The organism is Streptomyces sp. P9-A2 (assembly GCF_036634175.1).
Lineage (GTDB): Bacteria > Actinomycetota > Actinomycetes > Streptomycetales > Streptomycetaceae > Streptomyces > Streptomyces pratens.
In genome coordinates this window covers 5,308,405-5,328,106 of the sequence record NZ_JAZIFX010000001.1, presented here as the reverse complement: position 1 = coordinate 5,328,106, position 19,702 = coordinate 5,308,405, and the positions used below count along the sequence as shown (strand labels likewise).

Here is a 19,702-nt window from a genome sequence, read left to right as displayed (position 1 = left end):
CGGGCGGGCACACGTCATTCGCCTGCCCGCCCGGCGGAGGGCCGGATCCGCCACGTCATCACAGCGCGCCCTACGAGAACCACGAGGACGACAACCGCCACCAGCCGTACACCGCTCCAGGTCGTATCGACGATGGGCCTCTGCAGCGGCGCTTCGACGTCCAGCCGCTCCGACATCTCCACGACGGCCACCACTGGGACCAGCATCCGGAAGGGAAGGCCGCGCAGTCCGTGATCCCGTGCCAGGTTCCCGGCCAGCCCCAGCACAGGCCCCGTGACACAGGCGACCAGGCACCAGAGCAGAGTCTTCGAGGCGAAGTCGCCCCAGGAGACATAGGGCGTCCCGGAAGGGTCACCCCGGCCCAGCGTCAGGTACTGCCCCTGCCCCAGCTTCGTCAGGTAGTACGCGATCACTGCGGTGACCAGGGACGCGGCGGCCAGGACGGCCGACTCGACCCTGGACTCCCGGGCGAGGCCGACGCAGAACGCCAGCGCAGCCCAGGACCATCCCGCGGACAGGACCAGATGTACGGGGTGGCCGACCGGATCGGTGGCATTGATCAGCAGGGGTCCGAGCACCCCGAGCACCACACCGATCGTCAGCGCGGCCGAGGAGACCAGGATGCGGGAACGAAAGCGGGAACCGGTACGGGTGTGGAAGCCCGTGCGCGAAGCCGACACGATGTCCGAAGGGTCCTTTCGGTGACTGGGTCGGGCGCGTAGAGAGCCCTTGTCCGGCCGGAGCCTACGGACGGCCGCCGTCGGGGGACACCAGGAGCCCGGATTCAGGACATTCTCGAACACACACTCGCCCCGCCCCAGGAAAACAGGCCTGAACTGCGTTAACACGGTGGCAACTTCGGGGAAGCCGTACCGATATACGGACACGCGAGGGTGTTCGGCGTACGGCCGTGCGGGTGCCGTGAACGGGCCGGGGTGCGCCATGTCGCCCCGGCCCGTTGCCCTGCCCGGCCGGGCGGATCCGCAGGAGTCCGGCCGGACGGAAATTCACGGGAGCGACGACGGCGCCCCTGTTACGGTGGATCGCATGGCACGAGGTATCTGGTCGCAGAAGGTTCGATTCCGCCGCTGACGGCGGCGCCTTCTCCCTGTTGAAAAAGCGCTCGCCGTTCCGGTTCCCGCCGGGCGGCCGCCTTCTGCTGCCCCCGGCTCCCCCTGCGAGCTGCGGAGCATCCGTTGAACCTCACCCCTCCGACCACCCCTGTCACCCCTGTCACCCCTGAAGCCATGTCCGTGCCCGTCGCGGCGGGCGGCAGTGCGCACGTCCGTGCCGAGGGCGTCACCGTCACCCGTGGGTCGCGCCGCGTCCTGAACGGCGTCTCGGTCACCGTCTCCGCCCGGTCACGGATCGCCGTCGTCGGCGAGAACGGGCAGGGCAAGACGACGCTGCTGCACGTCCTGGCCGGGCTGCTCGCGCCCGACGAGGGCTCCGTGCACCGGGCCGGCACCATCGGCCTGGCCCGCCAGGAACTGTCCGCGCGGGACGGCGAGACCGTCGGCACCCTGACCTCCGAGGCGCTGGCCCCGTCCCTCGCCGCCCTGCGCGCACTGGACGAGGCCGCCCTCGCCCTGACCGAGGGCGAGGACCCCGCCGCCGACGACCTCTACGCCGCCGCGCTCGACACCGCCACCCGACTCGACGCGTGGGACGCGGAACGCCGTGTCGACGTCGCCCTCGAAGCCCTCGGCGCCTGCACCGACCGCGACCGCCCCCTGTCGACGCTGTCGGTCGGGCAGCGCTACCGGGTCCGGCTGGCCTGCCTGCTCGGCGCGCTCCACGACATCCTGCTGCTTGACGAGCCGTCCAACCACCTCGACGCGGGAGGCCTGGACTTCCTGACCCGCAGGCTGCGCGAGCACGCCGGCGGTCTCGCCGTCGTCAGCCACGACCGGGCGCTGCTGCGGGACGTCGCGGACCGGTTCCTCGACCTCGACCCATCCCGCGACGGGAAGCCCCGCCTGTACGCCGGCGGCTACGACGCCTGGCAGGACGCCCGGCGCCGTGAGCGCGAGCGCTGGGAGCAGGAGTACGCGGAACAGCAGGACGAGCACCGGCGGCTGAAGGATGCCGTGTCCAAGGCACGCGACCGGCTTTCCACCGGCTGGCGCCCGGACAAGGGAACCGGCAAACACCAGCGGCAGTCCCGCGCACCGGGCGTGGTGCAGGCCCTGAACCGGCAGCAGGACGCCCTGGACGCACACCGCATCGACGTGCCGGAGCCGCCGTCCGTGCTGCGCCGGCCGGACCCGGGCGTCCGGCCGGGCGCGCCCCTGCTGCGGGCGCACGGCGTCGCGGTCGACGGGCGACTGGCCGGCCCCGTCGATCTCACCCTCGACGGCGGTGACCGGCTGCTCGTCACCGGACCGAACGGTGCCGGGAAGTCCACGCTGCTCGCCGTGCTGGCCGGTGCGCTCGACCCCACTCAGGGGCACGTCCGGGCGGCCAAGGGGGCACGGGTCGTGCGCGTCGCCCAGGAGACCGCCGCGCAGGACCCCGGCCTCACCGCCCGGGAGGTGCACGCCCGCCATGTGGGGCGGCTGGTGGCGCGCGGCCTGCTCCGCGACGCCGACGCCGTCCCACTCGGGGCACTCGGGCTGCTGGACCCCGACGCGCTGCGCACGCCGGTCGGGCGGATGTCGCAGGGGCAGCGGCGGCGGCTCGACCTGGCCCTGGCGCTGGCCGGGCGGCCGGGGTTGCTCCTGCTCGACGAGCCGACCAACCACTTGTCGTCGACGCTGGTCGACGAGCTGACCGACGCGATCCGCGCCACCAGCGCCGCCGTCGTCGTCGCGACGCACGACCGGCAACTGCTCCGCGACCTCGCCCACTGGCCACGACTGGAGGTGACCGCACTCCAGGACCGGGAGGACCGACAGGACCTGATGCCCGATCCGGCCTGACCGGCCGGGCTCTTCGGCCCGTCCCTTCGTCCGCCCCGGCGGCTCCTTACGGGACCACCTGCTTCTCCTCCGCGAAGTGGCACGCCGAGTCGTGGGCCGCCGGGCCTCCGGCCTTGCGGAACACCTCGGGGACCGCCAGCAGCGGTACCTCCTCGGCGCAGCGCGCCTGCGCCTTCCAGCAGCGGGTGCGGAAGCGGCAGCCGGAGGGGATGTTGGTGGGGGACGGGACGTCGCCGGTGAGGATGATCCGCTCACGGTGTTCCCGCGCCGTCGGGTCCGGTACGGGGACGGCGGACAGGAGTGCCTGCGTGTACGGGTGGGTCGGGTGGTCGTAGATCTGGGTGTCGGTGCCGATCTCGACGATCCGGCCCAGGTACATCACGCCGACCCGGTCGGAGATGTGCCGGACGATCGACAGGTCGTGGGCGATGAAGACGAACGCCAGGTCGAACTCGGCCTGGAGCCGGTCCATCAGGTTGATCACCTGGGCCTGGACGGAGACGTCCAGCGCGGAGACCGGTTCGTCGGCGACGATCACCTCGGGGTTCAGGGCCAGGCCGCGCGCGATGCCGATGCGCTGGCGCTGGCCGCCGGAGAACTGGTGCGGGTACCGGTTGATGTACTCCGGGTTGAGGCCGACCACGTCCAGCAGGTCCTGGACCCGTCGGCGCCGGTCACCCTTGGGCGCCACCTCGGGGTGGATGTCGAAGGGCTCCCCGATGATGTCGCCCACCGTCATCCGGGGGTTGAGGGAGGTGTACGGGTCCTGGAACACCATCTGGATGTTGCGGCGGACGGCCTTGAGGGCCTTCCCCGACAGCTTGGTGATGTCCTCGCCCTTGTAGCGGATCGTGCCGGCCGTCGGCTTCTCCAGGTGGACCAGCATCTTCGCGACCGTGGACTTGCCGCACCCCGACTCGCCCACGATGCCCAGGGTCTCGCCCCGGCCGAGTACGAAGTCGACCCCGTCGACGGCCTTCACGGCGCCGACCTGCTTGCGGATCAGGATGCCCTGGGTCAGCGGGTAGTGCTTGACCAGGCCGGAGACCTCCAGAATCGGCTCCCCGGCCGGACCGGCGCCTGACACCTCGGCGGGACCGACGCCCTTCTCCAGGCTCGACTTCCCGCCCACGTCATGCCTCGGCTCGGTCATCAGATCTCTCCGTGGATACCCCCGCCTTCCGGCGGGGGAGGAATGGACTCCTGCGGAGCAGGGCAGGGAGCGGTGCTTCGCCCCCAGGGCGAAGCACCGTCCCACCGCACAGCGGGAGTTGGGTGGATTGGGTGATAAAGTCGGCTTTGCCTGGCTGGCGAAAAACAAGCCAGTCGGGTCTACCGCCGGGCTGGCGGGATGTCAGGTCTGTGGAGCTGGCGTAAGACCGATGGCTGGTACACCAGCCCTTGCCGTTTATTCGGGTCGGCTGCTGTCGATGAAGCAGAAAGCTCAACCCGCGAGGGCTGAATCTCCCAACTTCAGCTGGGAGAGATGTCAAGCAGGCACTCCCTCCAGAAGTGGCAGGCGCTGCCGCGGTCGGCGTCCGACTCGGTGACCTCGTACAGCGGCGGCTCGTCGGTGCGGCAGATGTCCTGGGCCATCGGGCAGCGGGGGTGGAAGGCGCAGCCGGGCGGGATGTTCATGAGGTTGGGCGGCAGGCCCTTGATGGCGTAGAGCTCCCGGCCCTTCTGGTCGAGGCGGGGGATGGAGTCCAGCAGGCCCCGGGTGTACGGGTGGGCGGGGGCCTTGTAGATGTCGTGCACGGGGGCCGACTCGACGATCCGCCCCGCGTACATGACGGCGATCCGGTCGGCGACGTCGGCGACCACGCCGAGGTCGTGGGTGATGAGGATGAGCCCCATGCGGTACTCGCGCTGGAGTTCCGCGAGGAGCTCCATGACCTGGGCCTGGACGGTGACGTCGAGGGCGGTGGTCGGTTCGTCGGCGATGATCAGGGCCGGTTCCAGGGCCAGTGCCATGGCGATCATGATGCGCTGGCGCATGCCGCCGGAGAACTGGTGCGGGTACTGCCGCACCCGCTCCCGGGCGGCGGGGATACGCACCCGGTCCATCAGCTCGACGGCCTTGGTCCGCGCGTCCTTCTTCGACATGCCCTGGTGCACGACGAACATCTCGCCGAGCTGGTCGCCCACGGAGATCACCGGGTTGAGGGAGGACAGCGCGTCCTGGAAGATCATCGCCATCTCGGCGCCCCGGACCTTGCGGCGCTGCTCCTCCTTGAGGGTCAGGAGGTCGCGGCCCTGGAAGACGACCTCGCCGCCGGTGATCCGGCCGGGCGGCGTGTCGAGGATGCCCATGATCGCCTGCGCGGTCACCGACTTGCCGGAGCCGGACTCACCGAGCACCGCGAGCGTCTCCCCCTCGTCGACGCCGTAGCTGACGCCGTTGACGGCCTTGGCGACGCCGTCCCGGGTGTGGAACTCCACGTGCAGGTCACGCACTTCGAGCAGCATGACGGCGACTCACCTCAGCTTCGGGTCGAGGGCGTCGCGCACCGCGTCGCCGAGCATGATGAACGCCAGGACGGTGATCGCGAGGGCGCCGGAGGGCCACAGCAGCGCGTGCGGGGCGTTGCGGATGTAGGGCGAGGCGGCGGAGATGTCGATGCCCCAGGAGACGCTGGGCGGCTTCAGCCCGACGCCGAGGTAGGACAGGGTCGCCTCCAGCGAGATGTACGTACCGAGCGCGATGGTCGCCACGACGATGACCGGGGCGACGGCGTTGGGCGCGATGTGGCGGAGCACCAGGCGGGAGTTGGAGGCGCCGAGCGCCCGCGCGGCCTGGACGTAGTCGTTCTGCTTGGCGGTGATGACCGAACCGCGGGCGATCCGGGAGAGCTGCGGCCAGCCGAGCAGCACCATGAACCCGATGACGGGCCACACGGAGCTGCTGGTCACCACGGACAGCAGCACCAGGCCGCCGAGGACGACCGGGATGGCGAAGAAGACGTCGGTGATCCGGGACAGGACCGAGTCCCCCACCCCGCCGAAGAAGCCGGCCAGCGCGCCCAGGACGCTGCCGAGGACCGCGACCCCGAGCGTGGCGCAGACCCCGACCGTGACGGACGTACGGGCGCCGTAGACGGTACGGGTGTACACGTCGCAGCCCTGCCCGTTGAAGCCGAAGGGGTAGCCGGGCTGGGAGCCCTCCTGGGCCTTGGCCAGGTCGCACTTGAGCGGGCTGCCGGAGGCGATCAGCGAGGGCCACAGGGAGATGACGATCAGGAAGAGGATCACCAGGGAGGAGACGATGAAGACGGGGTTGCGGCGCAGGTCGCGCCAGGCGTCCGACCACAGGGAGCGCGGCTTGCCCTGCGGGCCGGTGCCGTCCGGGCCGCCCGGGGCCTTCTCGAGGGTCTCGGCCTCGTCGACGCCCAGGTCCATGGTGCCGCCCATGCCGGTCCCCGCGATGGCGCGGTCGGGGTCGAAGTGCTGTTCAGGCATAGCGGATCCTCGGGTCGAGAACGGCGTACAGAAGGTCGACGACGAGGTTGGCGACCAGGAAGACCAGCACGAGGACGGTCACGAAGCCGACGACGGTCTGGGTGTTCTGCCGCAGGATGCCCTGGTAGATCTGGTAGCCGACGCCGTGGATGTTGAAGATCCGCTCGGTGACGATCGCGCCGCCCATGAGGAAGCCGATGTCGGCGCCGATGAAGGTGACCACCGGGATGAGGGAGTTGCGCAGCAGGTGCCGGGTGATCACCCGGTGCCGGGGCAGCCCCTTGGCGATGGCGGTGCGGACGTAGTCGGAGCGCCGGTTCTCGGCGATGGAGGTGCGGGTCAGCCGGGTGACGTAGGCGAGGGAGACGGAGGCCAGCACCAGGCCGGGCACGATCAGCTCGTCGAACGGGGCCTCGGAGGAGACCGACGGACTGATCCATCCCCACTGCACCCCCAGCAGCAGCTGGAGCAGCAGACCGGTGACGAAGGTGGGCACGGAGATGACAACGAGGGTGAGTAGCAGGACACCGGTGTCGACGGGGCGTCCCCGGCGCAGTCCGGTGACCACGCCGAGGGCGATGCCGATGACGATCTCGAAGAGGATCGCGATGAGCGTGAGCCGGATGGTCACGGGGAACGCGGTCGCCATCAGCTCGGTGACCTTCTGGCCGTTGAACGCCGTACCGAAGTCGCCGGTGAAGACGTTCCCCATGTAGGTCAGGTACTGCTGCCAGAGGGGCTTGTCGAGGCCGAACTCCTTCTTCAGCCGGGCTGTCGTCGCCGGATCGCACTTCCGCTCGCCGCAGAGGCCCGCGATGGGGTCGCCCATCACGTTCACCATCAGGAAGATCAGCATCGTGGCCCCGATGAACACCGGGATCATCTGGAGCAGACGCCGGACGACGTAGCGTCCCACGGCGGATCAGCTCACCTTGATCTGGTCGTACACGGGGACGCTGAAGGGGTTGAGCTTCACGTCGGACAGCCGCTCGGACCAGCCCGCGCTGCCGTTCTGGTACCACAGCGGGATGGCGGCCATGTTGTCGCGGACGACCTCCTCGGCCTGCTGGAACAGGCCGACGGCCTTGGCGGTGTCGGTCTCCTGGTTGGCCCGGTCGACGAACTCGTCGAAGTCGTTGTTGGACCACTTGCCGTCGTTGGAGGAGGCGTTGGTGTAGTAGAGCGGCTGGAGGAAGTTCTGGATGAGCGGGTAGTCCATCTGCCAGCCGGCGCGGAACGGGCCGCTCATCTTCTGCTGGGTGATCTGGTTGCGGAAGTCGGCGAAGGTACCGACCGGGTTGCCGGCGCAGGCGCGCTCGTTGTCCAGCGCGTTGTTGATGGAGTTGCAGACCGCGTCGACCCAGTCCTTGTGGGAGCCGGTGTCCGCGTTGTAGGTGATGGTGACCTTGCCGCCGGGCAGGCCGCCGCCCTCCTGGATGAGCTTCTTGGCCTCGTCGGGCCGGTACTCGCAGGCGTCGCCGCACAGCCCGTCCTGGAAGCCGCCGTCCTTGCCGAGGACCGGGGAGGTCCAGTCGGTGGCGGGGGTGCGGGTCTTCACGAAGAGGGTCTCGGTGATCTGGTCCCGGTTGATCGCCATGGACAGGCCCTTGCGGACCTTCTCCGAGCCGGTCTTGTTCCAGGCCTTGTCGTAGAAGGGGAAGGCGAGGGTCTGGATGATGCCGGCGGGGGTGTTGAGGTAACGGTCGCCCAGGTCGCTCTTGACGTTCTTCAGCTGGGAGGCGGGGACGTCGTCGACCAGGTCGAGGTTGCCGGCGAGGAGGTCGGTGTAGGCGGTGTTGTTGTCGGTGTAGACCTTCAGGTCGACGCCGCCGTTCCGCGCCTTGTCGTTGCCCGGATAGTCCGCCCACGCCCGCAGGGACATCTGCGAGCCCTTGGTGTACGTGTCGACGGTGTACGGGCCGTTGCCGACCGGCTTGGCGACCCAGGCGTCGTGGTCGTCGAAGAAGGCCTGGGGCAGCGGGGCGAAGGCGGCGTAGCCGAGGGTGTCGGGGAAGGTCGAGAACTTCTGGGTGAGCGCGATGGTGAAGGTCAGTTCGTCGGTGACCTTGAGCCCGGAGAGCGTGTCGGCGGTCTGTTCGCCCTTCTCGGGGTGGGTCTCGTCGTAGCCCTCGATGTAGCCGAAGAAGTAGGCGTTGCGCTGGTTGTTCTTCAGGCTCGCGCCGTAGTTCCAGGCGTCGACGAAGGACTGGGCGGTGACCTTCTCGCCGTTGGAGAAGGTCCAGCCGTTCTTGACCCTGACGGTGAAGTTCCGCGAGTCCTTGGTCTCGATGGAGTCGGCGAGCATGTCCTGGGCCTCGCCGGTCTCCGGGTCGTAGCGCTTGAGACCCCGGAAGATCATGTCGAGGACCTTGCCGCCCTGCACTTCGTTGGTGTTGGACGGTTCCAGCGGGTTCTGCGGATCGCCCCAGGAGGCACTCAGCACCGCGCCGGTCTCACCGCTGCCGCCGTCCCCGCCTCCGCAGGCCGTCGCCGCGAGAGCGACCGCCACCGCGCATACGGCCCATCTGGCGTGCGTGGCTCCGCGCATGGAGTGCCTCCTCGTACGTACGCAGGGGTGCGCTGACGCTTTACGCCAATATCGGCGCAAAGGGAGTGCATCGCACACGTACGACGTCTGTACGGGGTCGGCTCCAGCCATATGTACGTATCGTCGGGCCCGCTCACCGAGCCCGCGTCACCGGTCCCGGCCCGTCGGTCCGGCGCTCCTCCCCGCGACGGGGCTCGGCGCCCCGGACCCGGCGGGGCGGGCCGGGTGGACCGCGTCGTACTGCGGGCCTCCGGGTGCCTTCGATCCACCGGAAACGCCGGAACCCGGCCCCCCGTGTGCGGGGGGCCGGGTTCCGGACGGGCCGAACGGTGTCAGGACGCGTGGACGACGTCCTTCTCCTCGGCGAAGTGGCAGGCCGATTCGTGGGCCGCCGGGGTGTCCGAGCTCTTGAAGCGCTCGGGGACCGCCAGCAGCGGGACCTCCTCGGCGCACTTGTCCTGCGCCTTCCAGCAGCGGGTGCGGAAGCGGCAGCCCGACGGCGGGTTGGCCGGCGACGGCACGTCACCGGTGAGAATGATCCGTTCGCGGTTCTCCCGGGCCGCCGGGTCCGGCACCGGGACCGCCGACAGCAGCGCCTGGGTGTAGGGGTGCGTCGGGTGGTCGTAGATCTGGGTGTCGGTGCCGATCTCGGCCATCTTGCCGAGGTACATCACGCCGACCCGGTCGGAGATGTGCCGGACGATCGACAGGTCGTGCGCGATGAAGAGGTAGGACAGGTTGAACTCGTCCTGCAGTCCCTCCATCAGGTTGATGACCTGGGCCTGGACGGAGACGTCCAGCGCGGAGACCGGCTCGTCGCAGATGATGATCTCGGGGTTCAGGGCCAGGCCGCGGGCGATGCCGATGCGCTGGCGCTGGCCGCCGGAGAACTGGTGCGGATACCGGTTGATGTACTCCGGGTTGAGCCCGACCACGTCCAGCAGGTCCTGGACCTTCTTGCGCCGGTCGCCCTTCGGTGCCACCTCGGGGTGGATGTCGAAGGGCTCCCCGATGATGTCGCCCACCGTCATCCGGGGGTTGAGGGAGGTGTACGGGTCCTGGAACACCATCTGGATGTTGCGGCGGACCGCCTTCAGCGCCCGCCCGGACAGCCGGGTGATGTCCTGGCCCTTGTAGAAGATCTCGCCGGCGGTCGCCCGCTCCAGGTTCATCAGGAGCCTGGCCACCGTGGACTTGCCGCAGCCCGACTCGCCCACGATGCCCAGCGTCTCGCCCTGGTACAGGTCGAAGGAGATGCCGTCCACGGCCTTGACCGCGCCGACCTGCTTCCTGAACAGGATGCCCTGCGTGAGCGGGAAGTGCTTCACCAGGTTGCGCACCTGGAGGATCGGCTCACCGCGCTCGACCGGCACCTCGAGTGCGGCGACTTCCTCCGCCTCGGTCCCGGCCTCGACGACCTCCACCTCGGAGACGTTCGGCGTGGCGTCGACCGGCGCGTCGTTCTTGCTGAGCTCAGCCATGGAGCGTCTCCTTCCAGAAGTGGCACGCCGAGCCGCGGCCGACCAGTTCGGTGCCGTCCGGCGCGGACATCGGGTGCAGCGGCGGAACATCCGTACGGCAGATGTCCTGCGCCATGGGGCAGCGGGGGTTGAACGCACAACCGCTGGGGATGCTCGTCAGGTTCGGAGGCAGTCCCTTGATCGCGTACAGCTCCTGGCCCTTCTGGTCCAGGCGCGGGATCGACTCCAGCAGACCCTTGGTGTACGGGTGGCCCGGGTTCTTGTACAACTCGCGGACCGGAGCCCGCTCGACGATACGTCCCGCGTACATCACCGCGATCTTGTCCGCGACGTCGGCGACCACGCCGAGATCGTGCGTGATGAGGATGAGTCCCATCTGGTACTCGCGCTGCAACTCCGCCAGCAGGTCCATCACCTGGGCCTGAACGGTCACGTCGAGCGCGGTGGTGGGCTCGTCCGCGATGATCAGGTCCGGCTCCAGGGCCAGTGCCATGGCGATCATGATGCGCTGGCGCATACCGCCGGAGAACTGGTGCGGGTAGTCGTTCACCCGCGCCGCGGCGGCCGGGATCTTCACCCGGTCCATCATCTCGATCGCCTTGGCCTTGGCGGCCTTCTTGGACAGGCCCTCGTGCACCCGGTACATCTCGCCGAGCTGGTAGCCCACCGAGAGCACGGGGTTGAGGGAGGACAGCGCGTCCTGGAAGATCATCGCGATCTTCCGGCCACGGATCCGGCGCCGCTGCTCCTCGGACATCTTCAGCATGTCCTGGCCGCGGAACATGATCTCGCCCTGCGGGATGCGCCCGGGCGGCATGTCGAGGATGCCCATGATCGCTTGTGCGGTCACCGACTTGCCGGAGCCGGACTCGCCGAGCACGGCGAGCGTCTCGCCCGCGTCCACGGAGTAGTTGACACCGTTGACGGCCTTGGCGACGCCGTCCCGCGTGTGGAACTCCACGTGCAGGTCACGGACATCGAGCAGCGGGCCGCCCGCCTCTCCGGAGCCGCGCGGCGCGGGGCTTTCGACTATGTCATCAATGATGGTCACGTACGCCTCCCTCAGCGCAGCTTGGGGTCGAGGGCGTTGCGTACCGCATCGCCGAACATGAGGAACGAGAGCACCGTGATCGAGACCATCACCGAGGGGACGATGAGTGTGAACGGTGCGTTGCGCAACTGCTCGCGGCCCGTGGCCACGTCCACGCCCCACGAGACGGTGGGTTCGGCGAGACCCACGCCGAGGAAGGAGAGTGTGGCCTCGGCCGCGATGTATCCGCCCAGGGCGATGGTCGCGACGACGATGATGGACGCGAGCGCGTTCGGCAGGATGTGCCGGAACATGATGCGGCCGGTGGAGGCTCCCAGCGCTTTGGCGGCGACAACGTAGTCGGCCTGCTTGACAGTGATCACCGCGCCGCGGGCGATACGTGCGATCTGGGTCCAGCCGAGAAAGGCCAGGGCCAGGATCACGACCCAGACGGTGCGGTTCTCGAACGTCGTGAGGACGACCAGGGCGCCCAGCAGGAACGGGATGCCGAAGAAGACATCGGTGACGCGCGACAGCAGGCTGTCTATCCAACCGCCGAAGTAACCGGCGATCATGCCGACGACCGTACCGAACAAGGTCACCAGGACGGTGACGCCGACACCGACGAGGATCGACGCGCGGGCGCCGTAGACGATACGCGCGTAGATCGAGCGGCCCTGCCCGTCGTAGCCGAGCCAGTCCTCGGCGAAGAAGTGGCTCCAGTTCGGCGGCTGCAGGTAGTGGGCGGCCAGGTCCGCGTCGCGCGGTGAGGCGCTCGTGAACAGACCCGGCGCGATCGCCATCACCAGAAGCAGCAGGATGAGCACGGAGGACGCCAGGAACATGGGCTGACGCCGCAGGTCGTGCCAGGCGTCGCTCCACAGGCTGCGCGACTTGTCAGGCGAGGGGCCCGCGTCCAGGCCGGCGGCCGGCACGGGGACGGCCGCGGTGGCCGGGACCTCGGCGGTCTTCGCGGGTTCGGCGGTCTTCTCAGGCATACCGGATCCTCGGGTCCAGGACCGCGTACAGCAGGTCGACGAGCAGGCTGGTGGCGAGGTACACCAGAACGATCAACGAGGCGATACCGACGACGGTCATGCCCTCGCGGCGGATGAGCGCCTCGAAGATGGCGTTGCCGACACCCTTCACGTTGAAGATGCCCTCGGTGACGATGGCACCCGTCATCAGGTTGCCGATGTCGGTGCCGAGGAAGGTGATCACGGGGATGAGCGAGTTGCGCATCAGGTGGACGCCGACGATACGGCTCTTCGGCAGGCCCTTGGCGACCGCCGTGCGCATGTAGTCGGCGCGCAGGTTCTCCGCCATCGACGTACGCGTCAGACGCGCGACATAGGCGAGCGAGAGCGAGCCCAGCACGATGGCGGGCAGCAGGAGTTCGCCGAAGTTCTCGGAGTCGCGCACCGTCGGGGTGGTGATCTGCCACTGGAAGGCGAACAGGTACTGCATCAGGAAACCCAGCACGAAGGACGGCATCGAGATGAGGACCAGAGTCAGCGTCAGCAGTCCGCGGTCCTGCAGTGTGTTCGGGCGAAGGCCGGCGACGATGCCTAGGCCGACGCCGACGAAGACCGTGAAGGCGAACGCGAACAGCGTGAGCCGGAGGGTGACCGGGAACGCGTCGGCGATGATGTCGGCGACGGGACGCTCGCTGACGATCTCCGTACCGAAGTCGCCCTGCAGCAGGCCGCCCAGATAGTTCGCGTACTGCTGCCAGATGGGCAGGTCGAGCCCGAGGTCCTTCCTGATGTTGGCGACGACCGCCGGGTCGTACGCCTGATCTCCCATGAGGGCCCTGACGGGGTCGCCGGGCAGTGCGTACATCATGAGGAAGATCAACAAGGTTGACCCGATGAATACCGGGATCATCTGGAGCAGTCGTCGTGCGACATATCGCCCCATGCGTGCCTCCGTGAGGGGTGTGCTACGGCCGAAGGGGCCGTTCGCGAGGGAACGGCCCCGGTCGACCTCCCGTCACCGCCGGAACCGGCGGTGACGGGCAACGGCCGAGTGAGTTGAGGCCCACGGCCTCTTTACTTGACGGTGACCTCGGTCAGCTCGATGTCACCGTGGAAGTCGACGGTGACGTTGCCGACCGCTTCACCGTGGCCGCCGTTGATGCGGTAGTACCAGAGCGGGATGGACGGCATCTCCTCGAGAAGCAGCTTCTCGACGTCCTGGTAGGCCGCGACGGCCTCTTCCAGGGACTCCGCCTTGTCACCCTTGGCCATCAGCGCGTCGATCTCCTTGTTGGAGAAACGACCGTTGTTGGACTCGGCGCTGCTGTGGTACAGCTCCTTGATGAAGTTCACGTTGACCGGGTAGTCGGCCACCCAGCCACCGCGGTACATGCCCTTGACCTCGTCGTTGTCACGGGCCTCGAGGTCCGTGGCGAAGTCCGGCTTCGCGTCGCCGACGCAGTCGACCCCGGTGGCCTTGCGGATGGACTCGCAGACCGCGGTCACCCACTCCTTGTGGCCGCCGTCGCTGTTGTACTGGATGGTGAACTTGTTGCCCGGAACGCCGCCGCCATCCTTGATGAGCTTCTTGGCCTTCGTCGGGTTGTACGTGAACACGTCGGTGTCCAGCGCCTGGTTGCCCTTGACCTGCGGCGGGGTGAAGCTCGTCGCCGGCGTACGGGTGTTGTTCAGGACGGTCTTGGTGATCGTTTCGCGGTCGATCGCCATGGACAGACCCTGGAGCACCTTGGGGTCGATGTCCTTGAACGTCTTGGTGTAGAACGCCGGGGTCAGCGTCTGGATGGCCGCGTAGGGCTGCTCGATGGCACCGCTACCGAGGTCCTGCTTGTACTTCGGCAGGTCCGTCGGGCCGACCTGGCGGATGATGTCCAGGTTGCCGGAGACGACTTCCTTGTACGCGGCCTCGAGGGTCGAGTAGTTCTTGAACTGCAGACCCTTGTTCTTGGCCTTGTTGGGGCCCTGGTAGCCCTCGAACGCCTTGACCTGGATGAGCTTCTTGTGGTCCCACTTCTCGAACTCGTAGGGACCGTTACCGACCGGCTTCTGGCCGAAGGCCTTCGGGTCGTCGAAGAAGACCTTGGGCATCGGCGCGAAGGTGGAGTACCCCAGCTTGTAGTTGAAGTACGGGACGCGCTCCGCCAGCTCGATCGTGAAGGTGCTCTCGTCCACGACCTTCAGACCGGACATCGCGTCGGACTTCGGGTCGCCCTTCTCCGGGTGGACGTCGGCGTAGCCCTTGATGTCCGAGAACCAGAACGAGTTCTGCTGGTTGTTCTTGATGTTCGCGTACCAGTTCCAGGCGTCGACGTACGACTTGGCCGTCACGTCCTCGCCGTTGTGGAACTTCCAGCCCTTCTTGAGCTTGACCGTCCAGGTCTTCGAGTCCTCGGTGTCGACGGACTCGGCGTTGGTGTAGACGATCTCGCCCTTGGCGTCGAAGTCCAGGAGCTGAGTGAACAAGGACTGGATCACGTACGAGCCGTTGGCCTCGTTGGTGTCGGCCGGCATCAGCGGCTTCTGCGGCTCACCGACGTCGATCGAGACGTAGCCCGCGGGGCCGGAACCCTTCTTCTGCCCCTTGTCGTCACCGCCGTCGCCGCTGCCACATGCAGTGGCAGCCAGAGCCACGACTATCGCACCCGCGACCCACTTGGCGCTCTTGGCACCGCGCATGGGTTCCTCCTCATGAGTCCATTGGTTCACCGCAAAGGGGAGCACAGGACATGTCGCCGCCCACCGCCCGTCGCCGGTGTCGGAGATAGTCAAGTGCCCCCGTGCTCGTGAGTCGGCGCCTTCAGCGCGTGACCCGTACGTCCGAGCTCTACGCGCCTAACTATCTGCCATACACCAGGACCGAACCACACCCTCGAGGTCTCGGTTCAATCACAGCTCGTACTCACATCTTCCAAAACCCGGACAAAGGGTTTGGTGAGAGATCCCTGCGAAACGGACTTGTTACACATCTATCGGGGGCGCGCATCCGCATATCGGACAGTCACGTGGGGAAAACCCATTGCCAGTAACGCGGCCGCCGTGCAAGGGGCCCTTCAGGGCTGCCGTGTACTCAATGAGATTGAGCGGCAAGGCCGTTGGCCATCAGGCGCGCGCCTCGGAACAACCGACCTCGAAGGCGCCTGCTTCCGAAGCAGGGTAGTGCGAACAAGCCGTTTCAACAGCGTCTCCCAGCCGAATCGAGGGTTATCCCTACCGTTCCTAGTCAGTGAGCAGGAGTGAGTCCTGGACCCGTTCCCGCTCACTGCGGACACCCCGAACGGTGTTGGGTGTCCTGGTCGCCCGCGTTCGTTCCGCGTCCGGCGGCACGGATCGGGTCCGTGGTCCGGGAAGGCGGCGGCGGGGTCCCTCACGCCCGGGGGCATCCGGTCCGGCCTGGACGGTCCGATGCCCGTGCACATCGCTCTGGTGTGCACGGGGCGGTGTCGTCCGTCGCCGGATCGGGTGCCCTTGGGCGCGTCGCCCGATCGCGATGCTCGCCGCATCGTGCCGGGTGGTCCTACGGTTCTTCGAGGTGAGCGGCTTCTGCCAGTGCTGGGCGCCCCACTTCGAGGTGTAGGCGGGGTCCACGGCGATGACGGTGATGCCCATGGCGTCGGTCATCGAGACGAGGCGGGCGCGGAGCCGGCCGGTGGGCAGGCCGGAGACCAGCCGCCGAAACCGCCTCTTGCGGCCGTGTTTCTCGCGGGTCTTCTCCGCGGTGAAGTCCAGGTCCTCCACCGCGATCGCCCGCACCCCACAGGTGCGGGCCCAGTGCAGCAGCCGGGTCAGGGCGTGGCGGACCTGGGCGTCGCGATGGTCGGCGGTGCCGGACAGGTCGAAGCAGAACCGGCGCGGAGTGCCGGTCGGGTTGCCGTGCACATCGAGGCGCCAGGCGGCCAGGTGATCGGCATTGGTGTCCACCCCGATCACCCCGTCGGCCAGCACCGCCGCCAGAGGAACCGGCTGTGACACGGGCAGCTGCCAGGCGGCGGTCACATACCAGCGTGCCCGGTCGATGTCGTGGTGGATGCGGTAGGCGACGGCCCGGTTCGCCGCCACCCGGTCGGCCCACTCCTGCCCCCGGTGCGCGAAGTGGATCCGGCCGGTGAGCACGTACCGGCCGTGCGGAGCGTTCGCCAACTGCTTGAGTGGGGCGGGGAGTCTGATGCTGACCTCACCGCCGGGGCTGATACGCAGGGTCTCGTTCCCGTATTGCTTGCCGCTCTCCCCGTCCGCCCGCAGGAACCAGCGGGCCGCCTCCCAGCGTTCACGCCACTGCGCCTGGGTGAGCCGTGCGGCGGGCAGCTGGTGCCGCATCCGGGCCAGGCGCCTGCCGCCGCGCACCACGCGCACCCTCCCGGCCGTCCAGTCTGCGCGTTTCCGCTCCAGCCGGTCCTCCAGCACGCGCAGGCGGCGGGCCTTGGCACGCTACTCCCGCCTGCTGCGATACCCGCCCGGCGCCCGCTTGGTGCCCTTCCGGCCGAGCGGCAGTGCCAGCCGGTGCCGCAGGGTCTGGACACCCGCCTGAAGGTTCTGGAGGTGGGCGAGCGCGCAGCGCCGGGCCAGCGCCCACTGATCATGCGTCGCCTTCGTGATCGCACCCGCCCACCGGGCCGACGACAACGGCGTCAGCTCCCGCTTGCGCACCGCCCACGCCTGCGCGTCGTGTTCCAGGCCGTCGTGGCAGCGGGTCTTCAGGTCACGGGAGGCCAGGGTACCCAGGTGCGCGCCCACCCGCCGCAGCACCTCCTCATCGCGAGCGGTGAGCTGCCCCAGCCGGGTACGGATCGCCACCCCCGACGGACCGGGTGCCACAAACGGCGCCGCCGGCTCCCGCAGCCCTCCGTCCACCCCTACACCCCCAGTCAGCCGTGAAAACCCGTTCACCCCACCCAACGAGCACCATCTGCCAAGGTCACGCATTCGGCGGACGAACCCCCATTCCCCCCTTCCCTCATGACAGCACCCACTCCCGGCCATGGCCGCGCCCGTCCGCGCTCACTCATGCACACCAGAACACACTCGTGCTCAGCCAAACCCCAACAGCTCCCAACCCTCTCTTCTCGCGTCATTTCCAGGTGACGCCCCGCCACCGCACGTTCTTCCACCCCACCCGCACGCATTCGGGCACATACGGCACCGGGCACCCCTGCGGTCAGGGGTGCCCGGTGCCGTATGTGCCCGCGTGCGCGGGCGGGGTGCCGGCCGACGTGTCGGCCGACGACGTGTCAGCTGTGCTTGGCGCGGCTCGCGGCGCGGGCGCGCTCGCGGCCGTCCAGGTTCACCTTGCGGATCCGCACGGACTCCGGGGTCACCTCGACGCACTCGTCGTCGCGGCAGAACTCCAGCGACTGCTCCAGCGACAGCTTGCGCGGCGGGACGATCGCCTCGAACGAATCGGCCGAGGCCGACCGCATGTTGGTGAGCTTCTTCTCCTTGGTGATGTTGACGTCCATGTCGTCGGAGCGGGAGTTCTCGCCGACGATCATGCCCTCGTACACCTCGGTGCCGGGGTCGGTGAACAGCACGCCGCGCTCCTGCAGGTTGGTCATCGCGAACGCGGTGACCGCGCCGGCGCGGTCGGCGACCAGGGAGCCGTTGTTACGGGTCGAGAGCGGCCCGAACCAGGGCTCGTGGCCCTCATGGATGGAGTGCGCGATACCGGTGCCCCGGGTCTGGGTGAGGAACTCGGTACGGAAGCCGATCAGACCACGCGAGGGCACCACGAACTCCAGGCGCACCCAGCCGGAGCCGTTGTTCGACATGTTGTCCATGCGGCCCTTGCGGACGCCCATGAGCTGCGTGACCGCGCCCATGTGCTCCTCGGGCACGTCGATCGTCATCCGCTCGACGGGCTCGTGCACCTTGCCGTCGACCTCCCGGGTGACCACCTGCGGCTTGCCGATGGTGAGCTCGAAGCCCTCACGGCGCATCTGCTCGACCAGGATCGCCAGGGCCAGCTCGCCGCGGCCCTGCACCTCCCAGGCGTCGGGGCGGTCGGTGTCCAGGACGCGCAGCGAGACGTTGCCGATGAGCTCGCGGTCCAGGCGGTCCTTGACCTGGCGGGCAGTGACCTTGCGGTCCTTCACGGCCGCCTTCGCGTCGGCACCCTTGCCGGTGCTGCCGCGGCCGACCAGCGGCGAGGTGTTGGTGCCGATGGTCATGGAGATCGCCGGCTCGTCCACGGTGATCAGCGGCAGCGGAACCGGGTTCTCCGGGTCGGCCAGGGTCTCGCCGATCATGATTTCCGGGATGCCGGCGACCGCGCAGATGTCACCCGGGGCGGCCTTCTCGACGGGCTTGCGGGTGAGCGCCTCGGTCATCATCAGCTCGGAGATCCGCACGCTCTGCACGGATCCGTCGCGCTTCATCCAGGCGACCGTCTGGCCCTTCTTCAGCTCGCCCTGGTGAACGCGGAGCAGGGCGATCCGGCCGAGGAAGTTGTCGGCGTCCAGGTTGGTGACGTGGGCCTGGAGCGGGGCGCCCTCGTCGTACGTGGGGGCCGGGACGTGCTGCAGGATGGTGGAGAAGAACGGCTCCAGGGAGTCGGAGTCGGTCGGGACCGTGCCGTCCGCCGGCTTGGTCAGCGAGGCGATGCCGTCACGGCCGCAGGCGTAGACGATCGGGAACTCGATCTGGTCCTCGTCGGCGTCCAGGTCGAGGAAGAGGTCGTAGGCCTCGTTGACGACCTCGTCGATACGGGAGTCCGGCCGGTCCGTCTTGTTGATGCACAGGATGATCGGCAGCCGCGCCTGGAGCGCCTTGCGCAGCACGAAACGGGTCTGCGGCAGCGGGCCCTCGGAGGAGTCGACGAGCAGCACGACACCGTCGACCATCGACAGGGCGCGCTCGACCTCACCACCGAAGTCGGCGTGGCCGGGGGTGTCGATGATGTTGATCGTGATCGGGTCCCCACCGTCCTTGGGGTGGTACTTCACCGCCGTGTTCTTGGCGAGGATCGTGATGCCCTTCTCACGCTCCAGGTCGCCGGAGTCCATCATGCGCTCGTCGACCTGGTCGAGCTGGTGGGCGGCGAAGGCACCTGCCTGCTTGAGCATGCCGTCGACGATGGTGGTCTTGCCGTGGTCGACGTGGGCGATGATGGCGACGTTGCGGATGTCGTGACGCTGGATGGACAAAGCCATGGGTTGGCGTACTCCCGGAATGGTGAGGAATGCCCTGCGCAGACGGCTGTGGTGCGCGGGCCCTGCCGGGCTGGACACGCCACGGCCACCCCCCATGGTACGGGCCCCTGGCACCGGGAACTCGCC

At 68.6% G+C, this 19,702-nt stretch carries 13 protein-coding genes and 1 pseudogene; 1 reads left to right on the top strand and 13 read right to left on the bottom strand.

The annotated features are described in order from the left end of the window. Positions 1–14: 14 nt before the first annotated feature. Positions 15–680 (bottom strand): DUF6518 family protein, encoded by a 666-nt coding sequence (locus V4Y04_RS24315; protein WP_332430439.1) that lies wholly within the window; start codon positions 678–680, stop codon positions 15–17. 567 nt (positions 681–1,247) lie between these two features. Between V4Y04_RS24315 and V4Y04_RS24310 the strand changes: the two genes are divergently transcribed. Then, positions 1,248–2,921 (top strand): ABC-F family ATP-binding cassette domain-containing protein, encoded by a 1,674-nt coding sequence (locus V4Y04_RS24310; protein ID WP_332430438.1) that lies wholly within the window; start codon positions 1,248–1,250, stop codon positions 2,919–2,921. 46 nt (positions 2,922–2,967) lie between these two features. Here the strand turns inward: V4Y04_RS24310 and V4Y04_RS24305 are convergent, their stop codons facing one another. The 12 genes and pseudogenes from V4Y04_RS24305 to typA form a co-directional block, all read right to left on the bottom strand. Then, positions 2,968–4,074 carry an ABC transporter ATP-binding protein gene (locus tag V4Y04_RS24305; RefSeq protein ID WP_332430437.1) on the bottom strand — a complete coding sequence of 369 codons (1,107 nt, stop codon included), beginning with the start codon at positions 4,072–4,074 and terminating at the stop codon, positions 2,968–2,970. Positions 4,075–4,394: 320 nt separating this feature from the next. Continuing rightward, complete coding sequence (locus tag V4Y04_RS24300) at positions 4,395–5,390, bottom strand: ABC transporter ATP-binding protein (RefSeq protein WP_332430436.1); 996 nt, start codon at positions 5,388–5,390, stop codon at positions 4,395–4,397. A 9-nt stretch (positions 5,391–5,399) separates the two neighbouring features. Further along, on the bottom strand, positions 5,400–6,380 hold the full coding sequence (locus V4Y04_RS24295; protein WP_332430435.1) for an ABC transporter permease: 981 nt from the start codon (positions 6,378–6,380) through the stop codon (positions 5,400–5,402). Beyond that, positions 6,373–7,296 carry an ABC transporter permease gene (locus V4Y04_RS24290; RefSeq protein ID WP_332430434.1) on the bottom strand — a complete coding sequence of 308 codons (924 nt, stop codon included), beginning with the start codon at positions 7,294–7,296 and terminating at the stop codon, positions 6,373–6,375. Before V4Y04_RS24290 ends, V4Y04_RS24295 begins: the two co-directional genes overlap by 8 nt. 6 nt (positions 7,297–7,302) lie before the next feature. Beyond that, the gene (locus tag V4Y04_RS24285) at positions 7,303–8,928 is read right to left on the bottom strand and encodes a peptide ABC transporter substrate-binding protein (protein WP_332430433.1); all 1,626 of its coding nucleotides are present in this window, start codon (positions 8,926–8,928) and stop codon (positions 7,303–7,305) included. A 332-nt stretch (positions 8,929–9,260) separates the two neighbouring features. Beyond that, positions 9,261–10,409: an ABC transporter ATP-binding protein gene (locus V4Y04_RS24280; RefSeq protein WP_332430432.1), complete on the bottom strand. Its 1,149-nt coding sequence runs from the start codon at positions 10,407–10,409 to the stop codon at positions 9,261–9,263. Beyond that, positions 10,402–11,460, bottom strand: a complete 1,059-nt coding sequence (locus V4Y04_RS24275) for an ABC transporter ATP-binding protein (RefSeq protein ID WP_332430431.1) — start codon at positions 11,458–11,460, stop codon at positions 10,402–10,404. The genes V4Y04_RS24280 and V4Y04_RS24275 overlap by 8 nt, the downstream gene beginning before the upstream one ends. 11 nt (positions 11,461–11,471) lie before the next feature. Continuing rightward, on the bottom strand, positions 11,472–12,437 hold the full coding sequence (locus V4Y04_RS24270; protein WP_332430430.1) for an ABC transporter permease: 966 nt from the start codon (positions 12,435–12,437) through the stop codon (positions 11,472–11,474). Beyond that, entirely contained in the window at positions 12,430–13,359 is a 930-nt protein-coding gene (locus V4Y04_RS24265; RefSeq protein ID WP_332430429.1) for an ABC transporter permease, read from the bottom strand. Before V4Y04_RS24265 ends, V4Y04_RS24270 begins: the two co-directional genes overlap by 8 nt. Positions 13,360–13,490: 131 nt before the next feature. Continuing rightward, positions 13,491–15,110 carry a peptide ABC transporter substrate-binding protein gene (locus V4Y04_RS24260; RefSeq protein WP_332430428.1) on the bottom strand — a complete coding sequence of 540 codons (1,620 nt, stop codon included), beginning with the start codon at positions 15,108–15,110 and terminating at the stop codon, positions 13,491–13,493. A gap of 540 nt (positions 15,111–15,650) precedes the next feature. Beyond that, positions 15,651–17,354: pseudogene (locus V4Y04_RS24255) on the bottom strand (IS200/IS605 family accessory protein TnpB-related protein). 305 nt (positions 17,355–17,659) lie between these two features. Continuing rightward, positions 17,660–19,576: a translational GTPase TypA gene (typA, locus tag V4Y04_RS24250; protein ID WP_332430427.1), complete on the bottom strand. Its 1,917-nt coding sequence runs from the start codon at positions 19,574–19,576 to the stop codon at positions 17,660–17,662. Between the last annotated feature and the right edge of the window lie 126 nt (positions 19,577–19,702).